At 36.2% G+C, this 23,290-nt stretch carries 20 protein-coding genes; 4 read left to right on the forward strand and 16 right to left on the reverse strand.

The features are described from left to right. The 15 genes from HX004_RS16465 to HX004_RS16535 form a co-directional block, all read right to left on the reverse strand. Positions 1 to 1,547: phage tail-like protein (locus HX004_RS16465; RefSeq protein ID WP_502888489.1), on the reverse strand; the 1,547-nt coding region annotated here is incomplete at its 3' end. 636 nt (positions 1,548 to 2,183) lie between these two features. Continuing rightward, positions 2,184 to 3,443, reverse strand: coding sequence for a tetratricopeptide repeat protein (locus HX004_RS16470; RefSeq protein WP_286443774.1), 1,260 nt, complete (start codon positions 3,441 to 3,443; stop codon positions 2,184 to 2,186). 20 nt (positions 3,444 to 3,463) lie between these two features. After that, complete coding sequence (gene gyrA / locus HX004_RS16475) at positions 3,464 to 6,019, reverse strand: DNA gyrase subunit A (RefSeq protein ID WP_286443775.1); 2,556 nt, start codon at positions 6,017 to 6,019, stop codon at positions 3,464 to 3,466. A gap of 315 nt (positions 6,020 to 6,334) precedes the next feature. Beyond that, positions 6,335 to 7,132, reverse strand: a complete 798-nt coding sequence (locus tag HX004_RS16480; RefSeq protein WP_286443777.1) for an ABC transporter substrate-binding protein — start codon at positions 7,130 to 7,132, stop codon at positions 6,335 to 6,337. Further along, positions 7,126 to 7,950 carry an orotidine-5'-phosphate decarboxylase gene (gene pyrF / locus HX004_RS16485; protein WP_286443779.1) on the reverse strand — a complete coding sequence of 275 codons (825 nt, stop codon included), beginning with the start codon at positions 7,948 to 7,950 and terminating at the stop codon, positions 7,126 to 7,128. The genes HX004_RS16480 and pyrF overlap by 7 nt, the downstream gene beginning before the upstream one ends. A 58-nt stretch (positions 7,951 to 8,008) precedes the next feature. Continuing rightward, positions 8,009 to 9,082 (reverse strand): peptide chain release factor 1, encoded by a 1,074-nt coding sequence (gene prfA, locus HX004_RS16490; RefSeq protein WP_286443780.1) that lies wholly within the window; start codon positions 9,080 to 9,082, stop codon positions 8,009 to 8,011. A gap of 93 nt (positions 9,083 to 9,175) precedes the next feature. Beyond that, positions 9,176 to 9,781 (reverse strand): YceI family protein, encoded by a 606-nt coding sequence (locus tag HX004_RS16495; protein ID WP_286443781.1) that lies wholly within the window; start codon positions 9,779 to 9,781, stop codon positions 9,176 to 9,178. A gap of 114 nt (positions 9,782 to 9,895) precedes the next feature. Further along, the gene (locus tag HX004_RS16500; protein WP_286443782.1) at positions 9,896 to 10,321 is read right to left on the reverse strand and encodes a hypothetical protein; all 426 of its coding nucleotides are present in this window, start codon (positions 10,319 to 10,321) and stop codon (positions 9,896 to 9,898) included. Between the two features lie 154 nt (positions 10,322 to 10,475). Continuing rightward, positions 10,476 to 11,027, reverse strand: coding sequence for a hypothetical protein (locus tag HX004_RS16505; RefSeq protein ID WP_286443784.1), 552 nt, complete (start codon positions 11,025 to 11,027; stop codon positions 10,476 to 10,478). After that, entirely contained in the window at positions 10,990 to 11,505 is a 516-nt protein-coding gene (locus HX004_RS16510; RefSeq protein WP_286443786.1) for a hypothetical protein, read from the reverse strand. The genes HX004_RS16505 and HX004_RS16510 overlap by 38 nt, the downstream gene beginning before the upstream one ends. 164 nt (positions 11,506 to 11,669) lie before the next feature. Then, a complete protein-coding gene (locus tag HX004_RS16515; RefSeq protein WP_286443787.1) occupies positions 11,670 to 13,142 on the reverse strand; it encodes an aminoacyl-histidine dipeptidase in 1,473 nt (490 codons plus the stop codon). A 142-nt stretch (positions 13,143 to 13,284) separates the two neighbouring features. After that, positions 13,285 to 14,127: an EamA family transporter gene (locus HX004_RS16520; protein ID WP_286443788.1), complete on the reverse strand. Its 843-nt coding sequence runs from the start codon at positions 14,125 to 14,127 to the stop codon at positions 13,285 to 13,287. Between the two features lie 132 nt (positions 14,128 to 14,259). Beyond that, on the reverse strand, positions 14,260 to 15,279 hold the full coding sequence (locus tag HX004_RS16525; protein ID WP_286443789.1) for an acyl-CoA dehydrogenase family protein: 1,020 nt from the start codon (positions 15,277 to 15,279) through the stop codon (positions 14,260 to 14,262). Beyond that, entirely contained in the window at positions 15,266 to 15,862 is a 597-nt protein-coding gene (gene pnuC, locus HX004_RS16530) for a nicotinamide riboside transporter PnuC (RefSeq protein ID WP_286443791.1), read from the reverse strand. Before pnuC ends, HX004_RS16525 begins: the two co-directional genes overlap by 14 nt. Positions 15,863 to 16,086: 224 nt before the next feature. Beyond that, complete coding sequence (locus tag HX004_RS16535) at positions 16,087 to 17,502, reverse strand: aminotransferase-like domain-containing protein (RefSeq protein WP_286443793.1); 1,416 nt, start codon at positions 17,500 to 17,502, stop codon at positions 16,087 to 16,089. Between the two features lie 84 nt (positions 17,503 to 17,586). Between HX004_RS16535 and HX004_RS16540 the strand changes: the two genes are divergently transcribed. From HX004_RS16540 to lpdA, 4 genes are all read left to right on the forward strand, one after another. Then, entirely contained in the window at positions 17,587 to 18,462 is an 876-nt protein-coding gene (locus HX004_RS16540) for a DMT family transporter (RefSeq protein ID WP_286443795.1), read from the forward strand. 99 nt (positions 18,463 to 18,561) lie between these two features. Further along, complete coding sequence (locus tag HX004_RS16545) at positions 18,562 to 19,158, forward strand: TetR/AcrR family transcriptional regulator (RefSeq protein WP_286443797.1); 597 nt, start codon at positions 18,562 to 18,564, stop codon at positions 19,156 to 19,158. Positions 19,159 to 19,244: 86 nt separating this feature from the next. Next, the gene (locus HX004_RS16550) at positions 19,245 to 20,411 is read left to right on the forward strand and encodes a thiolase family protein (protein ID WP_286443798.1); all 1,167 of its coding nucleotides are present in this window, start codon (positions 19,245 to 19,247) and stop codon (positions 20,409 to 20,411) included. A 17-nt stretch (positions 20,412 to 20,428) separates the two neighbouring features. Beyond that, positions 20,429 to 21,832, forward strand: coding sequence for a dihydrolipoyl dehydrogenase (gene lpdA / locus HX004_RS16555; protein ID WP_286443800.1), 1,404 nt, complete (start codon positions 20,429 to 20,431; stop codon positions 21,830 to 21,832). A 148-nt stretch (positions 21,833 to 21,980) separates the two neighbouring features. Here the strand turns inward: lpdA and HX004_RS16560 are convergent, their stop codons facing one another. Further along, positions 21,981 to 23,069 (reverse strand): hypothetical protein, encoded by a 1,089-nt coding sequence (locus tag HX004_RS16560; protein ID WP_286443801.1) that lies wholly within the window; start codon positions 23,067 to 23,069, stop codon positions 21,981 to 21,983. Positions 23,070 to 23,290: the final 221 nt, after the last annotated feature.

Here is a 23,290-nt window from a genome sequence, read left to right on the forward strand (position 1 = left end):
ATATTTTCAATGAATTCATTGTTGTTGGTGATTTGATTGATGAAATCAATATTATCTCCCAACTTAGTAATGAACTCTTGATTTTCAACTAACTCCGTTACGAAAACATCATTATTTGCAATCACTTTGCCTAAATCGTCAATCGATACGCTGAATGTCGTTCCCTCAGTATCTACAAGGGTTAAGAAATCATTGTTCACTGTAAAACTCGCAATCTTCGTATTGCCTAATACATCCCAATCGATCGTTACAGGTTGACCATTTTCGTCATAGTAGAAAAACGAATTACTAACGGTATCAAATCCTACGTTTCCGTATTTTCCTTTTAACTCATGGATAATATTTTCAATGAATTCATTGTTGTTGGTGATTTGATTGATGAAATCAATATTATCTCCCAACTTAGTAATGAACTCTTGATTTTCAACTAACTCCGTTACGAAAACATCATTATTTGCAATCACTTTACCTAAATCGTCAATTGATACGCTGAATGTCGTTCCCTCAGTATCTAGAATGGTTAAGAAATCATTGTTCACTGTAAAACTCGCAATCTTCGTATTGCCTAATACATCCCAATCGATCGTTACAGGTTGACCATTTTCGTCATAGTAGAAAAACGAATTACTAACGGTATCAAATCCTACGTTTCCGTATTTTCCTTTTAACTCATGGATAATATTTTCAATGAATTCATTGTTGTTGGTGATTTGATTGATGAAATCAATATTATCTCCCAACTTAGTAATGAACTCTTGATTTTCAACTAACTCCGTTACGAAAACATCATTATTTGCAATCACTTTACCTAAATCGTCAATTGATACGCTGAATGTCGTTCCCTCAGTATCTACAAGGGTTAAGAAATCATTGTTCACTGTAAAACTCGCAATCTTCGTATTGCCTAATACATCCCAATCGATCGTTACAGGTTGACCATTTTCGTCATAGTAGAAAAACGAATTACTAACGGTATCAAATCCTACGTTTCCGTATTTTCCTTTTAACTCATGGATAATATTTTCAATGAATTCATTGTTGTTGGTGATTTGATTGATGAAATCAATATTATCTCCCAACTTAGTAATGAACTCCTGATTTTCAACTAACTCCGTTACAAAAACATTATTATTTGCGATTTCGCTAATTGCCAGATAAACACTATGATTTTCACTATCTGTAATAATTAACGATTCTTCGTTATTTTTACTGGGATTTGTACCAATCGTAAAAGAATTATTCATACGATCTGTTACTGTATCACCAGAAAGAAGCGGTATCCAAATATTATTTCGCCAATAATAGAATCCTGCATTAATATTATTCTCACCTGTGTGATAAATTAACAAACTTTCAATTTTCTCACCTTGAATAGGTGCGAAGTCTGCTAGGTCAACAAGTTTTACTCTGGGGATAAGTATACCTTTATGATCTGCAAGAATTTCTAATTGTGCTGAACTTGCAGCTCTCTCAGTACCAATACCAACTTGTGCTATTGCTGCACTACTTACCATAAGTGCAAATAGAGGAATTACTTTTCTTTTCATAATTTATAACTTTTGAGTATATAACATTTAAATATTATACTACAACAAAGCTACAACCATTTAATATTTTTAATATAAAAAAGGAAATTATTACAAATAATGCTAAATAATAACACAATAAATGATTTATAATTTCATAAATTATGCAAAAAAAGCATTATAACAAAAGTTAAGAATATTATAAAATTTCGCAAATAATCACTTTTAATTACTTAGTGTTTTACAAAATTAGACTAAGTGATACGTGTAGAAGTTGTCATAATAATCGAATCGCAAAATGAGTATAAAAGTTTTATTAAAATAAAATTAATTTTTCTCAGGTCCGTTTTTGTCGTTTTTAACACAGATTGAGAACTTAAATGCAAAAAAAAGCTAGGTAAGCATACTAAATAAAATATTTTGAGCAAAAAAGTCCCTATATCTTCTCATTACACGAAGAAAAATGAGCTATTAGAAAATAATACACTTTTTGGTAATATTTTACATATAACTTATCTATATATCTATATAAGGCGATTTTGTTAGCAAACTTCGTTTAGAATTTATAAGAAAAGTAGAAGTGAAGTTAGAGCACAAAAAAAGAGGTAGAAACAATGTTTCTACCTCTTTTTAGTAAACAAAATTAGTTTGTTCTTCCTATTTAGCCTCTAGTGCTTTTAATTTATCGTTCATTTCCAATGCGCGGTAAATGTTTTTAAGCGTTTGAATAGCTTCCTCGTTTTGTGGATTAATAGCCAACACTTTTTCTAAATCATTCATTGCATCACGATAAATCGCTTTTTTCTCTTTTTGCAATTGCTCGTATTTTTTATTATCTGCAGCAGACATACCCAAGCTATTCATCTTATTCGTCAATTCCTCGTCTGGTTGTAATTTAAGGAATGCCATGTTCAAATAAGCATTCTCATTTTTAGGATTGATTTGAATTGCTTTTTCGTAGTATTTTCTAGCTTCATCTGCCTTACCTGCTTGGTAACTTGTAACACCTAGATTGTACAACAACACATCGTCATTCGGGTTTTTACTCAAAGCTTCTTTTGCAATTTCCTCATATTTTCCCATATTGTTTGACTTCAAATACAAATCCATTTGAGTTAACATCAAATTAGTGTCATCTGGATTTGCCTTTCTTGCCTCAATAATCGCTTTTTCTGCTTGATCGTATTGTCCTTCTTGGTAGTAGATTAACGCTAAGTTCTTTACAATCTCAGGGCGTTTTGACTCTTCTTTTACAAATTTAGGATCTGTATGTGAACCTTGTTTCACTAATACGTCTCTCATTTTAGAATCTTTCCCAAAGTTTTGAACTTCTCCTGTTGCTTTTTCAACTGCTGTATAGTAGGATTCATTTCCTTTATATCCTAAATCAATCAACTGCTTATAATAAGCGGTTGCTGTAGGATAATCTTTCGAACTGATTGCTGTTGATGCAGCATAATATAGATACAACGTATCTTGTGGATTAATATCAAACGCTTGCTTGAACTTTTTAGTCGCTCCTTTATAGTTTGATGAGTTATTCTCTTCAATTGCCTTGTTAATTACTTTAGAAGCAACTGTTCCCAACTCTTCATTTGCTTGTTTTGCAAATTTGTTGTTTTTATCAATTGCAGCTATTTCTTTATAAGCAGCTACCATTCGATCCACATTCGCATCGAAATCTTGGTTTTTCTCAATTTGTTGGAAAGCTAAATTCGATTTTAAATAATAAAACTGAATTTTTTGCTCATTATTGGCTTGACCTAAAACGCTTTCCACGGCTTGTAATGCTGCATTAGCTTCCACAACATTACCTTTTTTTACTGCTTTCTCAGCATCTTTCAACTCTTTCTTTTGAGCCATTGAAAGCCCTGAAATCATTAAAGCAGCTGCTAAATAAACAAATTTTTTATTCATAACTCTGTTGTTTTATTGTATTACTCTTGATCTTGGTCTTCTCCTATTTGATCTTCTACTTGATCATCTAAATCTTCTGTAACGTCTAATACAGTTCCATCGATTTCCACAAATTCTTGGTCTTGATCCTCTTCATCATCTTCTTTCATTACTTTACAAACAGCGGCAATCGAATCATTTCCTTTGATGTTAATTAAGCGAACTCCTTGTGTTGCACGTCCCATCACACGAAGATCAGAAACACGCATACGGATTGTTAATCCTGATTTATTGATAATCATTAAATCATCCGCATCCGTAACGACATTAATTGAAACTAATAATCCAGTTTTATCACTGATATTCATCGTTTTAACTCCTTTACCTCCACGGTTTGTTTCACGGTATTCTTCTAAGGCTGAACGCTTACCATAGCCATTTTCAGAAACAACTAAAATTTCGCTATTTAAATCACTTACAGATACCATTCCGATTACTTCATCTTTGTCATCTGCTAAGGTAATACCGCGAACTCCAGAAGCCGTTCTTCCCATTGGACGCGTTTTTTCCTCATCAAAGCGAACTAATTTTCCAGATTTCACAGCAATTAATACTTTACTCTTACCATCTGTCAATTTTGCTTCTAGTAATTCATCATCTTCTTTAATCGTAATGGCATTGATACCATTTTGTCTAGGACGAGAATATTGCTCTAAAGGTGTTTTCTTCACTTGACCTTGTTTGGTCGCCATGATTACATAGTGATTGTTGATGTACTCTTCATCTTTCAAATCTTGGGTACAAATGAACGCTTTCACTTTGTCGTCATTCTCAATATTGATTAAGTTTTGGATTGCACGACCTTTACTTACTTTCGTTCCTTCTGGAATTTCGTAAACTCTCATCCAGAAACATTTTCCTTTCTGAGTAAAGAACAACATATATTGGTGGTTAGTAGCCACATACATATGCTCTAAGAAATCTTGATCTCTTGTTCCTGCAGATTTTTGACCGACTCCTCCTCTATTTTGTGTTTTATATTCAGAAAGCGGTGTTCTTTTGATGTATCCAGCATGAGAAATTGTAATTACAACTTGCTCATCTGCAATAAGATCCGTAATACTCACATCTCCGCCTGCGTATTCAATTACTGAACGACGCTCATCACCGAATTTATCTTTTACTTCAATTAACTCTTCTTTAATCAAGTTCATTCGCAATTCTTTGCTTGCTAACAACTCTTTTAAATAATTAATTAACTTCATGATTTCCTCATACTCTGCACGTAGTTTGTCTTGCTCCAGTCCTGTTAACTGACGCAAACGCATTTCTACAATTGCACGAGCTTGGATTTCAGATAAAGAAAAACGCTCAATTAATTTCGCTCTTGCTTCATCTGCATTGTTTGAAGAACGAATTAAAGCGATTACTTCGTCAATATTATCTGACGCAATAATCAATCCTTCTAAAATATGCGCACGTTCTTCTGCTTTTCTCAACTCAAACTGCGTACGTCTAACTACTACATCGTGTCTGTGTTCTACGAAATGGTAGATTAACTCTTTTAAGTTTAGCGTTTGCGGACGACCGTCAACCAATGCAATATTGTTCACACTGAAAGACGACTGTAATTGCGTATATTTATATAGGGTATTCAATACAATGTTTGGAATAGCATCGCGTTTTAAAACATAAACGATACGCATTCCTTTTCGATCGGATTCGTCTCGAATCGTAGCAATCCCTTCAATCTTCTTATCATTAACAGCTTCCGCTGTTTTCTTGATCATTTCGGCTTTGTTTACCTGGAACGGAATCTCTGTTACTACGATACACTCTCTACCATCTACTTCTTCAAAATTGGCCTTCGCACGCATTACAACACGTCCACGTCCTGTTTTAAAAGCTTCTCTTACTCCTTCATAACCGTAAATAACTCCTCCTGTTGGGAAATCAGGTGCCTTGATGTGGTTCATCAACTCATCGATTTCGATATCGTTATTATCGATATACGCCAAGGTTCCATCAATAACTTCTGAAAGATTATGTGGTGCCATATTGGTAGCCATACCTACCGCAATACCTGAAGCACCATTCACCAATAGCGTAGGAATACGCGTAGGCATTACTCTTGGCTCTTCTAAGGTATCGTCAAAGTTTAACTGGAAATCAACCGTTTCTTTATCAATATCGGCAAGAATTTCTTCAGATATCTTCTTCATTCTAGCCTCTGTATAACGCATCGCTGCAGGGCTATCTCCATCTACAGATCCAAAGTTACCTTGTCCATCTACAAGCAAATAACGCATACTCCAATCTTGAGCCATACGCACCATGGCGTCATACACCGAAATATCTCCGTGTGGGTGGTACTTACCTAATACTTCCCCTACAATTCTGGCAGACTTTTTATGTGCTCTGTTAGACATTACACCTAACTCATACATACCAAATAACACTCTACGATGCACAGGTTTTAAGCCATCTCTAACATCGGGAAGTGCTCTAGATACAATCACGGACATTGAATAATCAATGTAGGCTGATTTCATCTGTTCCTCAATGTTAATAGGAATCAACTTTTCTCCTTCAGACATAAGTATATTAAATTTTAAATTGTCATTATTAAACGTGCTAATATACAGTTTTTATAGCGTTTTTCCATACCCTATTGGCATGAAAATTCGTTTTTTTTTAGTGTTTTATTGATTTTAATACTTCTACCATCCAAATAGAGCCATTTTGAGGCCTAAATTAGCAACTTTAAGTAGAGCCATGTACCCAAGAAGGTATTTTTCAGCTAAAGAGTGAGGTTTGTGAATTTGCTCTATATAAAAACTTAACATTGCAAAAAAACTCGTTTTATTCAATCTACACAAAAAAATCCCACCTAAGGAAGTGGGATTCTAGTTTTATAATCGATTGTGTATCTGTTTAAAATAGTCAAACGCTTTACATACGCGCGTCCCATACCAGCTAAACATTTCTCCTTCTACGAAGATTGTTTTTCCGTGATGGGTAAATCGCCCAATTTCAAAAGCATCTTCTTCTTGAAAAGCATAGGGCATAGAAGGAAGAAAAACCAATTCAGGATCACCTTGGATCCTAATTTTTTTAATTTCTACCTCTGGATACAGCTCTACTCTATCTGCATATACATTTTCAAATTTGTTTAATTCCAATAGTTCTTGTATGAATGTTCCTTCACCCGCTACAACAAAAGGATCTTTACCAATAAAATAAGCCACTTTAAAACCAGGTCTTTCGCTTACAAAGTCCATCAAGTCCTTTTGTCCAAAGCTAATTTTATCCATCCATTTTCGCGCTTCTGTGCGTTTATTGAACAACTGCCCTAACAATTCAATCAATTGGAAGTTCTGATCCATCGTTCTCACATCTACCAACCAAACAGGACAAATCGCTTGTAGACGCTCAATATCCTCCATTGTATTTTCGGTTGGACTAGCCACAACAACATCAGGTTGCATTAGCTGAATCTGCTCTATATCCACTTTTTTAGGTTCTCCAATACTTGTTTTGGTCACCCTCAATTGATAAGGATGCATACAAGCAGTCGTAATTCCAACTAATTCATCTTCTAGTCCTAAATCAAAAAGCGTTTCTGTTAACGATGGTACAAGTGAAACAATGCGTTTTGGCGATTGCTCAAAACGATGCTCACGTCCCAACTGATCTTTTAGTATTAGCATAATCTCTCTTTTAAAATAGCGTGCATTTCCTGTTGCATTTTCAACGCTTCTTCTCTTGCTTTAGCAGCAAAATCTGCTTGATTCGAAGCATAAATAATCCCTCTTGAAGAATTGATTAACAATCCTACATTTTCCGCTAATCCATACTGGCAAACTTCTTGTAAGCTTCCTCCCTGTGCTCCAACACCTGGAACCAATAAGAAACTTGTAGGAGCTACTTGGCGAATGTCTTTAAAATATTCCGCTTTCGTTGCACCAACCACATACATTAATTGATCTGCATTCTTATAGTGTTGAGATGTCTTAATCACCTTTTTATACAAAGGTTCTCCATCAATCAATTGTGTTTGAAAATCGAAAGCTCCTTCATTAGAAGTCAAGGCTAATAAAATCGTGTGTTTATTCTCAAATGCCAAGAAAGGCTCTACAGAATCTTTTCCCATATAAGGGGCAACCGTAACGCTATCAAAAGCCATATCTTCAAAAAATGCCTTGGCATACATGGATGCTGTATTGCCAATATCTCCTCTTTTGGCATCCGCAATCGTATACAATTCAGGATAATTTTCTTTAATATAAGTAATCGTCTTTTTTAAAGATTCCCATCCTTTGATTCCGTAAGCTTCAAAAAAGGCAATATTGGGTTTGTATGCGACAGCTAAATCATGTGTCGCATCAATAATCGCTTTGTTAAAGCTAAAAATAGGATCCTCCTCTTCAAGTAAAAATGCGGGAATTTTAGTTAAATCAACATCCAATCCTACACATAGAAACGATTGTTTACGTTGAATTTGCTCAATGAGTTGTTGTGTTGTCATGCTCTAGTACTTTGTAAAAAAACCACACTGCTTAGTGTGGTTTTCTTTATCTTGCGTATTAATAAACTTCGCTTTCTTTTAATTTCTCTGTATTGCTTACTAATTGTAATTCATCTACAATTTTCTGAATACCTCCATTCATTACACCGTCTAAATCATATAATGTCAATCCGATGCGGTGATCTGTCACACGTCCTTGTGGATAGTTATACGTTCTAATTTTAGCAGAACGGTCACCACTACTCACTTGAGAGTTACGTTTTTTAGCGTCTTCCTCTTGCTTTTTCGCCAACTCCATTTCGTATAAACGAGAACGCAATACAGATAAAGCTTTATCTTTATTCTTGTGTTGTGATTTCTCATCCTGACATTGTGCTACTAATCCTGTAGGAATATGCGTCATACGCACAGCCGATTTTGTTGTATTTACCGATTGCCCACCAGGTCCTGATGAACAGAATAAATCAATACGCACATCATTCATATCAATGTGTACATCGAATTCTTCTGCTTCTGGCAATACCATTACCGTTGCTGCAGACGTGTGAACACGTCCTTGCGTTTCTGTTTGAGGAACGCGTTGTACGCGGTGAACACCAGCTTCAAACTTCAATGTTCCGTATACATCTTCTCCTGTTACTTCGAAAATAACCTCTTTGTATCCTCCAGAAGTTCCTTCGTTCACATCCACAACTGATGTTCTCCAACCTCTAGACTCACAATATTTGGTATACATTCTAAACAAATCACCCGCAAAAATACTCGCTTCATCCCCTCCAGTTCCAGCGCGTACTTCAACCATTACGTTTTTCGCATCTTCTGGATCTTTCGGAATCAAAAGAAATTTGATTTCATCTTCTAATTCTGGCAAACGGCTTTTGGCTTCATCCAACTGCATTTTGGCCATATCAACCATTTCAGCATCACTTCCGTCTGCTAAAATCTCATTTGCTTCTGCTATATTTCCGGTAAGATTTAAGTACTCAGCGCGTTTCTCAACTAACTGTTTTAAATCTTTATATTCTTTGTTTAATTGAACATATCGTTTTTGATCTGCAATTACATCGGGTTGAATAATCAAATCCGAAATTTCATCAAAACGCTGTTTTATAATTTGTAATCTATCTATCATACCTTGAAAAGAGATAATTTAATTGGAATGCAAAGGTAAAAAAAAAGAGGAATATATCTAAATATTCCTCTTGATTTCGTTTATTTATTGGTTTTATTTTTTAATCTCTACAGCAATCTCAACATCTGACCATGTTTTTCCTTCGTGTAAAGCTCCACAAGCTTCGTGTAAAGCATTGAAAGCGTCTTTTGCAGTGAAATCAGCCAAGATATCAATCGCTCCATTTAATTTCACTCCTGCTTCAGTTTCTTCATAAGAAAATTCTTTCTCTTTTGTAATACCATTCATTGTAAGATTAACTAAGACTTTACCGTCTTTGAATTCCCCAAAAAACCCGTTGATATTCCCAACTAATTTACTGAAGAAATTCAAACGCAACGTTTCGTCTCTTGCTGGATCTCCTGTACTAGCTGAACTCGTAACAATAGAGAATTGAGCTCCTTTCAACCCTTCAGCTAAAGTAGCTGCTTCTTGGTTTACCTCTGATAATTTTACTTGATCAAATGTTCCTTTTACTCCAACTTTTGCTGGTGTTTTAAATGCAATCCACTCAATCGCATAGGTCAACTCTTTTTGTTGAGGCGCTTCTGTTGTCTGCTCTACAGTTTGTTCTGGTGTAGTAGTATCTGTTGATTTTTTATCTCCACATGAAATAGCTACTAAACTTACTAAAGCTAGTGCTAAGATTGATTTTTTCATAATACTTTTGAGTTTTGTTTTCTTGAAGCAACTAATGTACAAAAAGCAATTTACAATTCCCCTTGCTTTAAAATTAAAATTTCCTTAAAATATTTAGAATTTTATGACCTCATCTTAGCGAATTAATAGCTTGGTAAGACTGTCTTCATATTTCACTTTAAAGCGTTCCATAGCCTCAATATTGACAGTCCCATCAGGCAAAACAACCCCTTCTTTCACCAATTGTTTAAAAATACTTTTCATGCCTTTTTGATTGAATTTCTGTGTTTCAAAAGACACTTTTTCTTGCACAAAAACAAGGGTATAATAAACTATTTCATTGTATTTACCTCTATCTTCTCTTGCAGGCTTGATATAAACAACCTCCTCCTGCGAATCAAGCTTTTTGAACGTAATTTCATCGGCTAAAAAAGGCTGTTCATAGCGCAACGCTTCTTGTTTATCAATAAATACTGATTTATTTTTAAATTTAACCTCTTGGCCTACCAGAATGCTTGTAAAAAATAACGCTACTAAGGTAAAGTAAAGTGTCTTCATCATAAAAATTTGATTTGATTATAGAAATAAAAATACTTGTTTTAAATCACTATTAAAACTTGTTTTTTAATTGCTCTCTATTTTTCAACGCACACGTGAAACAAGCGTTCAATTACAAATAATTTTTAAAGTTTCACTAACTGTGCGCTCATAAACGCTATTCACAATCGCCCTGACAATCTTCCGCTTGTTGATAATCTTCTGGTGTGAATACAAAATGTTCTTTTTTGTTTTGGTATCGGCTTCGATTCAATGGATTTCGCTCGTCACAAGGCACTTTTTCCTCAAATATATTCCGACATCCCCCCTTTTCACTTTCGTATTGCTCCACTAAAATTTTCTTTTTCTTATTCCCATAGATCACCTCTACTGTATTAAACGGTAACTCCGCCAAAGAAGCCGTATAATAATTCTGGAACAAAGAACGAAAACTATAATAAGACGAGTAATATTCTTTATAGAGCTTCTCTCCTTTTGGAAGGTGGATATAATGTACATCTTGAATGCTATTATCCGTTCGCTTCATTTGAGTGTATAGCTTAAATACAATATCTTGACCGCTCTTATTTTCTATACTGTATTCGTATGTTTCTTCTTCCTTTTCACAACTGAATAACAGTAAAGCAACTAAGGCTAAACTCATTTGCTTTATTACACGATATAACTGTGACTTAATAACAATCCCCATTACAATCTGTTGCTGCTTCATAATCTTCTTTTGTTATCGTATAATGTTCCACTGTATTTCTATACTTAAATGTATCTAACAAATTTCTTTCCTCACAGTCTACTATTTCCCCAAAGACATTTGTGCAGTTATTCTCTACTATACCATTGAATTTCAGTTGTACAAAAACGGTTTTCTTCTTGTTTTCATAAATAACTTCTACCACATTAGGCACTCCTTCGTTTGTGCGAAAAAATTCAGCAAAATTATAGCCACTATAAGAAGGATAATCTTTGTAATTTTTTGTTATTTTTTCGTTAAGAGCCAATGGAATGTAGCGCACATCACTTTTTGCCCCATCCTTTCCCATGTAGTAAACTTTCAACTCTACTGGAATGCTACTTTGATTTTCTATCGTATAATGATAATGGGTAGGATCCTCGTCTATTGCACAAGTGGAAGACAAGAGCAATGGCATAATCAACAACATTTTGATTCCCTTATTTTTTATTACTTTCATACCAATGTATATTCGTTATTAACGAATGGAAAAGTACAAAATAATAGAAGTGTGTTTTCAATTTTATGATAATTTATTTTACATTATATAATTTGGGCATAAAAAAAACAGCAAGAGCGAAAAGCTACTTGCTGTCTTTAACTGATAACTATCTGGTGATAGGTTTATTTTCTCTCTGGTATTTGTTTTAAAATCTCTAAAACAAAGTTCCAGAATTTTTGAAGTGATTCAATGTTTGCACGTTCTGCAGGAGAGTGAGCTCCTTTGATTGTTGGTCCGAAAGAAATCATATCCATATCTGGATAATGTGTTCCTAAGATTCCACATTCTAATCCCGCGTGACAAGCCACTACATTTGGTTTTTCGTTGTGTTGCTTTTCGTAAATATCCACTAACACATCTAAAATTGCTGAATCTGGGTTTGGACTCCAGCCTGGGTAAGAACCTGAAAATTCAACTTCACATCCCATTAATTCAAAAGCAGAACGCAAACCATTAGCAACGTCCATTTTAGAAGATTCTACTGATGAACGCGTTAAACATTTTACTGTTAACTGTCCGTTCCCCACCTCAACTTTAGCAATATTATTTGATGCTTCTACTAAATCATCGAAATCTGGACTCATGCGGAATACACCATTATGAGCCGCGTACATCGAACGAACGAAGAAGTACTGCGCCATAGAAGGCATCACTTTTTTCGGTGTTTCAGCTTCGTCTAATTTTTCAAAGATTACTTCGAAGTCAGGATCTACTGTATGTAATTCAGCTTTGATTTCCTCTACGATTTGCGTCATATCGTATACAAAAGCTTCGCCATACATTTGAGCAATAACTACAGTTGCTACACTTTCACGTGGAATAGCATTGCGCAAACTTCCCCCTTTAATAGCAGCAATTTGCAATCCAAAATTGTCAAAAGAATCAAACAACAAACGGTTCATGATTTTGTTGGCATTCCCCAATCCTTTGTGGATATCCATTCCTGAATGCCCTCCGTTTAATCCTTTAATTGTAATTCTATATCCAACTGAATTTTCTGGTGCATCTTCTTCGTCGTATTCTGCAGCAGCAGTTACATCAATTCCTCCAGCACATCCGATATCAATTTCATCGTCTTCTTCTGTATCTAAGTTTAAAAGAATTTCACCTTCTAACAAGCCTCCTTTTAATCCCTTAGCTCCAGTCATTCCCGTCTCTTCATCAATTGTAAAAAGAGCTTCAATAGCAGGATGTGGAATGTCTGAACTTTCTAAAATAGCCATAATCGTAGCAACCCCTAGTCCGTTATCCGCTCCTAAAGTAGTTCCTTTCGCACGTACCCATCCATCTTCTACATACATTTCAATTCCTTGTGTATCGAAATCAAAATCTGTATCGTTGTTTTTTTGGTGAACCATATCCAAATGCGATTGCATCACAATGGTTTTTCTGTTCTCCATACCTGCTGTTGCTGGTTTTTTGATGATTACATTTCCTACTTCATCTTGGATTGTTTCTAATCCCAATGATTTTCCGAAGTCTACCATAAAAGCAATTACGCGTTCTTCTTTTTTAGAAGGGCGTGGTACTGCATTTAAATCAGCAAACTTATTCCAAACTTGTTTAGGTTCTAAGTTTCTTATTTCTTGATTCATAATTTCAATAATGATTCTTATTATTCCTTGTCCCTCAAAGGTAAACTATTCTCTTTAAAAAAGGGATACTAACTTCTATTTTGTTAGTTACTCGCTTTATTCGCTTACTTCAATACTAAACCAACAGTTTAATAAACAAAACCTAACCTACTTTAGGAGAGGTGATTGTAGTTCCTATACTTGCAAAAACAACACAAGCCACAGACAACCACTGCACCATACTCAACGCTTCTCCTAAGAACAATAATCCACTAAGGGCGGCAAAAGCAGGATGTAAACTCGTCAAGATACTAAAACTCTTGGCTGGCATGCGTTTCATAGCCACTAAATCTAGGGTAAAAGGAAGTGCACTCGATAAAATCGCAACAGCTAATCCCAAGAGAAAAAGATTCCATGTTAAATGAACTAGTCCTCCTGAAGCAATTCCCACAGGAACAATGATCATGGCTGCGAATAGTGTACCAATTGAAACAGCCGTTCTCCCGTCAATTAACTTCGTTACTTTACTTCCCATAACAATATAACCGACCCAAAACATTCCTGCCGTAAAAGCCATAGCCAATCCCAATAAATCCACATTATTGCTCTTCCAAGGCACAATCAATAAAATTCCCGCACAAGCTAATAGAGCCCAAAGTACATCGAGTACTTTTCTCGATAAAAATAAAGCCAATAACAAAGGACCAACAAATTCCACCGTAACTCCTAATCCTAAGGGCACTCGTTCAATGGCGAAGTAAAAGAGTAAATTCATTCCTCCAATACTCAAACCATACCCCAAACAGCAAAGCCACTGTTTCTTCGTTAAGGCTTTAAAATTAGGTCTATTGATAAGTAGTAATAAAATAGCAGATAATCCAATGCGCAAGGAGCTTGCACCTGCTGGTCCTAAAACAGGAAACAGCCTTTTTGCTAACGACGCCCCCCCTTGAACACACATAATAGAGGTTAAAGCGGCCGAAATAGCAGTTCTTTTTTCACTCATTTCAAACAATTATAAAAGATAAACTTTATCCTTGTAAAGGCATAAAATTCAAATTTGGTGCAAAAGTACTGCTTCACAAGAAGTATCGCAATGGAAACCTCTTATTTATTTTAGAAGTATAAAGAATTAAAATCAAACAGACGTCAAATCCGTTCTAAAATTAGCATGTTGAGTTGCGGTGAAAAAATCACAAAATACTTGATGGATCGGTTGATCAACTTGAGTTCCTTTAATTCCCAACTGAAGGTGTATGCGAACCACCTGTTGAATTAATTCCTCTACCTCTTGTCTTCCAAAAGCGTGGATTTCTTCTTGTAATTCAAACGATATAGAAGCCTTATTCACTAAAGTTTTTTCTACTTGATCCGCATAGGTTAGAATCTGGTCAAAAGCTCTGTCAATTTCTTTAAAATAAGAGGGTAAAACTTCTGATGAAAGTACACCCTGGGCTTCTTCTATAAAATGATACGCCATACCCAAATAGTTCACAAGAAGAGTCAAATCAGCAAAAACGCGAAAGGGAATTTTAGCAACCACATCATTGGTATAAAATGTATCATACACAAAATAATGATCCGCGGGAATACGCACTTGATTTACCTCAAAAGAAAAAGTACCTGTAGCTCTCATTCCCATTGATTTCCAATTGGGAATAATCTTGACTTTCCTTTGTTCTACGATAAAAGAGCGAATGATTGGATTTCCTTCCTCATCTAGAAGGGGTTTTCCTTGTTTTTGGACCTTGGCATTGAGCGTAAAATGACTTAAATATGGCGCTCCCGTAGCATAATGCCAAAGTCCGTGGAGAACATAACTTCCATCTTCTTGTTCATCAGCAGTTCCGCCAATCATACCACTACCGCCAAAACAAGTATATTCACTTGCGAATAATCGTTTAGCCGTTTCTGGTAATAAGTTACGAGCAAAATAATTCGCCCCCGAACACAGCGTCAACATCCATCCCAAACTACCATCAATCTTAGCCCATTCGTATAAATGTGTCAGTCCTGTTTTAAAATCACAACCCAAGCCTCCATACGTTTGAGGCACCCAAATTTGCAACCAGCGCTTTTTATAAATATGCGTAATAACCTCATCCGAAATAGCCGTAGCTCCACACATAGCCGCTCTTAGTTCACTAACACTTAGCATAAACTTGTTCTTTTGCTATTTTACTCCATTTGATATATCCTAATACCGCAACTACAAACAAAAACACCGTTAATCCCGCATAGAGATATAAGTCCTTATGTATCATCAAAGGTACAGCTATCAAATTGCTAATATTTAGTAAAATCCAATTTTCTATTTTGCGTTTTGCCATCAACCACATCCCTGCCCAAGCAAAGGCTGATACTAAGGAATCCCAAATAGGCACGTCTGAATCTGTATAATGCGTAAGGAAAAACCAGAACAATCCAAAAGTAAAACCAATAATTCCTCCTGCAATTATTTTTTCTTGTGTATTCGTAGTTGAAATCTGGGTTTCCTCTTTTTGTTTGCCGTACTTCCAATACAGCCATCCATATATACTCATCACTAAATAGTAGAGATTGAGTGTGAATTCACCATACAGCTTAGCTACAATCATGACGTATAGCGTCAACGATATACCTGCAATTCCGAAAAGATAGTTATTGGAATTATTTTTCGATGCAAGTACTACTTGAATCATAGAAAAAAGAACACCGAGCCATTCTGCCCAAGTGGTTTGTTGTAAAATGTCCTGCATCATATAAACTTAACTAAAGTAAATGATGAGATGATAAATGGTTGGATCCCTACGCTAGCATTACCTAGATCAGGTGCGGAAACAAGTTCCAGGGTATCATCTCAGCCGCAAAATCTTGCAGCACCCCTTTCAACGTACAAAGTTGACATTTTTTTTTGATACAAAAAAATTTAGGATTGGCATTCCATAAAAGATGATAGCAAGCCTCAGGCTATCAATAAACTTCATTAAAACGTTTGCAAACTCAAAACCCCTACTCGCTTGAGCTTTTGTTCTATTTCTTCTGACCAAGGTAATCCAATGCTAATGCGAATGCAGTTTTGAAATTGTCTTTGTACCGTAAACATACGCCCAGGTGCAATACTAATTCCTTCTTTGATACATAAATCATACAGTTTTAATGTATTCACACGTTCATCAAATTCAACCCACAAAGACAGTCCTCCTTCTGGACGGGTAACTTTTGTTCCTGCAGGAAAATTCTCTAATACAACTGCAAGTATCTTCTGATAATTAGCAAAGAGACTTTGTCTCAATTTACGCAAGTGTTTTTCATATTTTCCTGATTTGATAAAATTTGCAACAGCCTCTTGCACAATAGCTGGAGATGAAATAGCGTGAATTAGTTTTTGTTCGATGATTTTATCCTGATATTTTCCTGCACTCACCCACCCCACGCGATATCCAGGTGCAAGTGTTTTTGAGATAGAACTACACAACAATACATTTCCGGTAGTATCAAAAGCCTTGCAACACAAAGGACGTTTGCCGTTGAAATTCAAATCGCCATACACATCATCCTCGATCAAAGGGATATGGTGTTTGGCTAATAAAGCAACTACTTTCTTTTTATTTTCAGTTGGCATACAGCTGCCAAAAGGCGTGCTATAATTAGAAACCAGCAAACAGATATCCAAGGTTGGACAAGCTTGTTCTAAAGCTTCCATGTTCACTCCCGTAACTGGATCTGTGGGTAACTCTACAATTTTAAATCCTAAATCAAGAGCGAGTTGAAAGATACCAGGGTAACAAGGACTCTCAATAGCAACTGTATCTCCTGGTTTTCCCAAAGCCAACAAACAAAGAGAAATAGCATTGATGCTCCCATTAGTTGTTACAATATCATCTTCGGTTAAATTTCCGCCCCAACTCATCGAACGAGAAGCCACCATCCGACGTAAATTTAGATTCCCTTGAACCGATTCATAATCAATTCCCCCATACGTCAATCCTTTACTAGCTTGCATAATTTCTTTTTTCATCTGCCCACTAGGCAAAAATGATCCATAAAGCGAATTAAAAGAAAACAAAGTCAACGTTTCATTTCCCATATTGGCATATACCTTATTGATAATCTCCTTTGGAATTGTACTATCCGCTAAAGGAGTGGGATTACTCGCTTGAGGCAAAGGAAAATGCGTATAATTAGCATAACTAACAAAATAGCCTGATTGTGGAATAGACAATACCAGTGATTGAGATTCCAATTCCAAATACACGCGTTTCGCTGTATTCATACTGATGTTATACGTTTTACACAAAGTGCGGATCGAGGGCATACGATCCCCCTTTTTGAGTACTCCTTTTCGAATTTGATTCCCCAATTGATCCGATAAATCTAAATAAATATATTTCTGATGCATAGAATTAACTGTGTCCATCCAAAGATACAAAACTGCGACTGTGTTTGTTTATAAAATCCCTATACTTTTGAAAAAAATAAACAAATGAAAACAACAGTAGTAACCGATACTTCAAGTGGATGGATGAATGGACTGATTGGTGTACTTTTATTTAGTGGATCTATGCCAGCAACAAAAGTGGCGGTATTGAGTTTAGATCCTATTTTTGTAACCCTAGTACGCGCCTTAATTGCAGCTGTACTTGCTTCGCTATTTTTATGCTACAACAAAGCAACTTGGCCCACTAAATCAGAATCCCAATCCCTTTTACTTGTTTCTGCTGGAGCAGTTATTGGTTTCCCGCTTTTATCTTCATTGGCGCTACAACATATGACAGCAGCAAGATCCTTGGTTTTTGTGGGAACTCTCCCCTTAAGTACTGCAATTTTTGCGGTTTTACGTGGCAAAGAAAAACCAAAACCTTTATTTTGGCTTTTTGCTTTCTTAGGTAGTGCTTTGGTGGTGGGATTTGCCTATGCTCAACATGCGACTAGTTCACTTACAGGTGATTTACTAATGCTTGCTGCCATTGTATTATGTGGTCTAGCCTATGCGGAAGGAGCTGTATTAACCAAAACCATGGGGGGAAGTCAAGTCATTTCCTGGGCTATCATTTTTGCCTTACCTATATTGATACCTACCTTCTTCTTCTTCATCCCTTCTAGTATTGAAACCATTCAATTAGAGACCTGGGTCAGTTTACTTTATTTGGGAACAATGAGTATGTTTACTGGCTTTATTTTTTGGTATAAAGGATTAGCACAAGGGGGTATTGCAACCGTAGGACAACTCCAGCTGTTACAGCCTTTTTTCGGTTTAGCTTTAGCCGCTTTCTTCTTGCAAGAGTTTATCTCTATAGGTATGTTGACCGTAACTTTAGGTGTTGTTGGATGCGTCGCGGCTAGTAAGCGATTTAGCTAGATGGTAAAATCAGTTCCTGCGGTGTAATGAAAAAAACAATATTTTTTTAAAATACCGATTGGTATTTTTTATACCTTTGTCTCATCAATACTTTTAAAGATGAGTAAGGCTGCCAAAACCAAACAGTATATTATAGAGAAAACCGCTCCTTTGTTTAATACCAAAGGCTATGCGGCCACATCCGTATCTGACATCACAGCGATTACTGGTTTAACCAAAGGGAGTATTTACGGCAACTTCAACAATAAAGACGAAGTTGTCGTTGAGGCGTTTCTTTACAATGTTTCCATAATCAAACGAGAGATTCACGCAGCCCTCAATCGCGGCAGTAATCCGAAAGAAGCCTTATTGAATTTTGTCGATTTTTATCGCCAATACTGGGAGAAACTAGTTGCTTCTGGAGGATGTGCCTTGCTAAATGCAGCTACAGAAGCAGATGATCATCTCCTCTTTCTCAAAGAAAGTGTACAATATAATTTCAACCTTTGGATTCAGCGTCTAACAGGAGTTATCGAAGAAGGAAAGAAACAAGGTTATTTTAAACAAGAGGTGGTTTCAGAAGAAATAGCATCCTTATTTATCATGTTAATCGAAGGGGGCATTCTACTGTCTCGTTCGCTAGGAAACAAAAAACACTTGGATGTAGCCCTTGACCAAATTACCCAAATCATTCATATACAACTAGCAAACAAATAAAACCAAGTCATTGGCAAACAGTTCAATGACTTTTTTTAACAACAAAAATATACCAATCGGTATATTTTAAAAAAACAAAAAACAAGATGAAAGAAGTATTTATTATCGCAGCAAAACGAACACCCATCGGAGGTTTTTTAGGGCAATTACAACCCTATACTGCTACAGACTTAGGCAGTATGGTAACCCAGTCCATACTCAACGACGTACAGCTCCCATCAGAAGCAATTGACAGTCTATATATTGGCAATGGTCTTAGCGCTGGATTGGGGCAATCACCTGCTCGACAAGTGGGAATTAACTCAGGCCTATCCAATACAACAGATGCCACAACCATCAATAAAGTATGTTCTTCTGGGCTAAAAGCTGTTGCTTTAGGAGCACAACAGATTCAGCTAGGACACGAGAACGTCGTTTTAACTGGAGGCATTGAAAGTATGAGTAATGTACCTTTTTATTCCTCTCATCGTCAAGCCCATAAATTAGGTGATCTTAAAACGATTGACGGGCTTTTAAAAGATGGATTAACCGATGCTTATGCTCATTGCCACATGGGAAATGCGGCTGAGATTGGAATCCGCCACTTTAACTTTACGCGAGAAGAACTGGATCAATATGCCTTACAATCCTATGAAAAAGCACAAAAGGCAACCGCAAAGGGTAAATTCAAGACGGAAATTGTTCCCATACCCTTACCTCAAAAAGAAGAAGTTATAGCCACTGATGAGGATATTGATAAAATCATTCCGGAGAAACTTCCCCATTTACGTCCTGTTTTTGAAGAAGGAGGACGTCTAACAGCAGCCAATGCGAGTAATTTAAACGACGGAGCGGCCATGTTGCTTTTAGTCTCTGCTGAAGCCGTAGCCAAATACAGTTTAAAACCTTTAGCTAAGATTATATCATATGCAGATGCCGCTCAAGATCCCCTTTGGTTTACGACAGCTCCTGCATTAGCTATTCCAAAAGCAATGGAAAGAGCAAATTTAACGTTAGACTCGATTGATCTCTTTGAAGTGAATGAAGCGTATGCTTCTGTTCCCTTATCAATAGCAAGACTCTTGGATATTCCACTGGATCGCATCAATATTTACGGGGGCGCTGTGGCTTTAGGTCATCCCATAGGTGCTTCAGGTGCTCGTATTCTAGTTACCCTTATCCATGCTCTTCATCAGGAAGAAAAACGCTATGGAGTAGCAGCGATTTGCAATGGCGGAGGCGGTGCAACTGCCCTAGTTATTGAAAAAGTTTAATCTAACACAACGAAACAATGGAAAAATTTGATATTGTAGTTATTGGTTCTGGACCAGGGGGCTACGTAGCAGCAATTCGGGCAGCTCAATTGGGCTTTAAAACAGCCTTAATTGAAAAATACAACAGTCTTGGTGGAACATGTACCAATGTTGGTTGCATTCCAACCAAAGCTCTTTTAGACAGTACTCATCACTATGCAGATGTACAGACAAAATTTGCAAAACAAGGAATTGAAGTCCAAGGGGTTCATTTGAATTTCAAGCAAATGTATGCAAGAAAACAGGAAGTGGTACAAAAAAACACCCAAGGATTGACCTTCTTGATGCAAAAAAATGGCATTGCTACGTTCTATGGTACAGCTAGTTTCACAACGAATACTTCAATAACCGTAACGGATTCCAACGGAGTAATTACGGTTATTGAAGCTGACAAATTCATTATTGCTACAGGATCCAAACCCGCTACATTACCAGGTATAACACTGGATAAAAAACGCATTATTTCCTCTACAGAGGCCTTAGCCCTACAAGAGCAACCTAAAAGCTTGGTAATTATTGGCGGTGGAGTTATAGGCGTTGAAATGGCCTCTATCTTTAATCGCATAGGTACTAAGGTCACTATTATTGAATACGCTTCTTCTCTATTACCAACTATGGATAGGGAGTTAGGAAAAGCCCTGAATAAAATACTAAAGAAAGAACAAATTGATATTGTATTAGAGCAAAGTGTATATCAGGTTGATAATCTAGGAGATTATGTACAAGTAAAATTCAAAGACAAAGCAGAACATGAACAACAAATAGAAGCAGATTATGTCTTACTGGCGGTTGGACGACGTCCGTTTACAGCAGGTTTAGGATTGGAAAACACTGCTGTTACTTTGAATTCCAAAGGCTTCATCGAAACGAATGCCAATTTACAAACTCGTGCTTCAACTATTTACGCCATCGGAGATGTTATTGGTGGGGCCATGTTAGCACATAAAGCGGAAGAAGAAGCTGTTTTTGTAGTAGAAACAATTCAAGGTCAAAAACCTCATATTCACTATAATCACATTCCCAATGTCGTTTATACTTGGCCAGAAATTGCCTCTGTTGGTGCAACCGAAGATGAATTGATTCAAAAAAACATCGCTTATAAGGTTGGGAAGTTTCCTTTTGCCGCTAATGCGCGAGCGCGAGCTTCGATGGATACAGAAGGTTTTGCCAAAGTACTCGTTGATCCTAAATACGGAGAAGTTCTTGGGGTACATATTATCGGTGCTCGTGCTGCTGATTTAATTGCACAAGCAGTTGTGGCACTTGAATATGAAGTAACAGCCAAAGATATGTTCTCTCTCTCCTATGCGCATCCTACCTTTTCGGAAGTGTTTAAAGATGCCTATCGAATGGCATATGGGCTTCCATCCATCAATATTTAACTTCCTTATTTACAAAATGAAAAAGCGTTCTTTCCATCAAAAGAACGCTTTTCTATGTATTCGCCAACGCAAAATAAACGAGTTTTATCTTGTTAGGTTGTTTAGCTCTCACTATTTACAAACAACGTAATTGGTTACTATCATCCTATTACAGTCCATTTAAAATGGATATTACTTCTTCTTTTGTCCCCGTTTGCAAATCATGGAATTTAATTTCAACTAATTGATTTTTAACAACTTTAATTTCTTTAACGGAATACACTATTTTTTTTGTATCGGGATCTATGGAGATAAAGAATACATACCCCTCTAAACCAACAGGAACCCAACCATAGTGTTCGGTAAACACAAATCCCAATTCCAGATGTTTTAAAAATACATCTAAATGAGCCAATCCCTCTTCTCCTTTCACTCCAAAATAAATAGCTGAGTTTTCATAGTTATACCCTTCTGGTACACGAACAAAAAATTGTGTTTTCTCACCTTCAAATTCAGCGTATTTATCAATATTTGACCATCCAATTTCAGAAGGTAAATCGTTCCAACCATTCAAGAGCATAACATAGTTCTCTGTTTCTTGGTCATTGTATAAAAATCCCATTTCCGTTTGTATGGGAATTTCTGTAAAAGTTAAATCATCTTTCTCGTTGATATTTCCTTGCCACAGTAACATATCTTCCTGAAGACCTCTTGTATTTTTCCCAGGCACTTGCATGTCGATACTATAATTTGTCACTTGTTTTCCATTCAGCTTAATATCAAAGTAAAACTCTCCGCCTGTAATAATAAATCCGCGCCCACCTGTTGTAGCGATGCGTCCATATTCATCTTTAGTTATTTCAAAATATCCATTTTCATCTCGATCTGGGTAAATTCCCATCGTAGGGCGATTAGCCAAAGCCATAATTCCCTTCTCATACAATTCAATAAAAGTACAGTCAATCTCATCTCCTTCTATTCCCCACTCCCCAAGTGCGGCTAGGTTTCCAACCTGTACTTTTACCCCTTTTTGACTTGTAAAACTAAATCCACCTGTTTCATCGATTTTTGTTTGAATATATTGTTTTTCCCCTTCTAATACTTCTTTTCTAAAATTCGTAAATACCGATGCTGTTGGAATTTTAAATTCCTTTTGAGGAGGAATAGGCCCTGATGTATCATCGCTACTACAAGCGACAAATACCAATCCCCCTACCAACATAGCCCATGTGGCTATAAACTTCATTCCTTTTTTCATAATAATTTTGACTAATTTAAAAATCAAAACTATTAAATATAAATCAATAAAATAAAACAAAATTATACCATAAATAACTAAATTTCATTCATTTAAACAAAATACCGTATTAAAATAGGTTAAAATAAAAAGTAATTTATTTTAAAATTAGACAATAAAAGGATGCAAGCTACCTCTAAATGAAATCGAGCACACACTTCAACGTATATCATCTTTTTTAG

The organism is Myroides sp. 1354, from assembly GCF_030324495.1.
Taxonomy (GTDB): domain Bacteria; phylum Bacteroidota; class Bacteroidia; order Flavobacteriales; family Flavobacteriaceae; genus Flavobacterium.

What these genes read in the sequence shown, in the direction of transcription:
- HX004_RS16470 (WP_286443774.1), bottom strand. Translation starts at nt 3,443, where the DNA reads ATGAATAAAAAATTTGTTTATTTAGCAGCTGCTTTAATGATTTCAGGG.
- gyrA (WP_286443775.1), bottom strand. Translation starts at nt 6,019, where the DNA reads ATGTCTGAAGGAGAAAAGTTGATTCCTATTAACATTGAGGAACAGATG.
- HX004_RS16480 (WP_286443777.1), bottom strand. Translation starts at nt 7,132, where the DNA reads ATGCTAATACTAAAAGATCAGTTGGGACGTGAGCATCGTTTTGAGCAA.
- pyrF (WP_286443779.1), bottom strand. Translation starts at nt 7,950, where the DNA reads ATGACAACACAACAACTCATTGAGCAAATTCAACGTAAACAATCGTTT.
- prfA (WP_286443780.1), bottom strand. Translation starts at nt 9,082, where the DNA reads ATGATAGATAGATTACAAATTATAAAACAGCGTTTTGATGAAATTTCG.
- HX004_RS16495 (WP_286443781.1), bottom strand. Translation starts at nt 9,781, where the DNA reads ATGAAAAAATCAATCTTAGCACTAGCTTTAGTAAGTTTAGTAGCTATT.
- HX004_RS16500 (WP_286443782.1), bottom strand. Translation starts at nt 10,321, where the DNA reads ATGATGAAGACACTTTACTTTACCTTAGTAGCGTTATTTTTTACAAGC.
- HX004_RS16505 (WP_286443784.1), bottom strand. Translation starts at nt 11,027, where the DNA reads ATGAAGCAGCAACAGATTGTAATGGGGATTGTTATTAAGTCACAGTTA.
- HX004_RS16510 (WP_286443786.1), bottom strand. Translation starts at nt 11,505, where the DNA reads ATGAAAGTAATAAAAAATAAGGGAATCAAAATGTTGTTGATTATGCCA.
- HX004_RS16515 (WP_286443787.1), bottom strand. Translation starts at nt 13,142, where the DNA reads ATGAATCAAGAAATAAGAAACTTAGAACCTAAACAAGTTTGGAATAAG.
- HX004_RS16520 (WP_286443788.1), bottom strand. Translation starts at nt 14,127, where the DNA reads ATGAGTGAAAAAAGAACTGCTATTTCGGCCGCTTTAACCTCTATTATG.
- HX004_RS16525 (WP_286443789.1), bottom strand. Translation starts at nt 15,279, where the DNA reads ATGCTAAGTGTTAGTGAACTAAGAGCGGCTATGTGTGGAGCTACGGCT.
- pnuC (WP_286443791.1), bottom strand. Translation starts at nt 15,862, where the DNA reads ATGATGCAGGACATTTTACAACAAACCACTTGGGCAGAATGGCTCGGT.
- HX004_RS16535 (WP_286443793.1), bottom strand. Translation starts at nt 17,502, where the DNA reads ATGCATCAGAAATATATTTATTTAGATTTATCGGATCAATTGGGGAAT.
- HX004_RS16540 (WP_286443795.1), top strand. Translation starts at nt 17,587, where the DNA reads ATGAAAACAACAGTAGTAACCGATACTTCAAGTGGATGGATGAATGGA.
- HX004_RS16545 (WP_286443797.1), top strand. Translation starts at nt 18,562, where the DNA reads ATGAGTAAGGCTGCCAAAACCAAACAGTATATTATAGAGAAAACCGCT.
- HX004_RS16550 (WP_286443798.1), top strand. Translation starts at nt 19,245, where the DNA reads ATGAAAGAAGTATTTATTATCGCAGCAAAACGAACACCCATCGGAGGT.
- lpdA (WP_286443800.1), top strand. Translation starts at nt 20,429, where the DNA reads ATGGAAAAATTTGATATTGTAGTTATTGGTTCTGGACCAGGGGGCTAC.
- HX004_RS16560 (WP_286443801.1), bottom strand. Translation starts at nt 23,069, where the DNA reads ATGAAAAAAGGAATGAAGTTTATAGCCACATGGGCTATGTTGGTAGGG.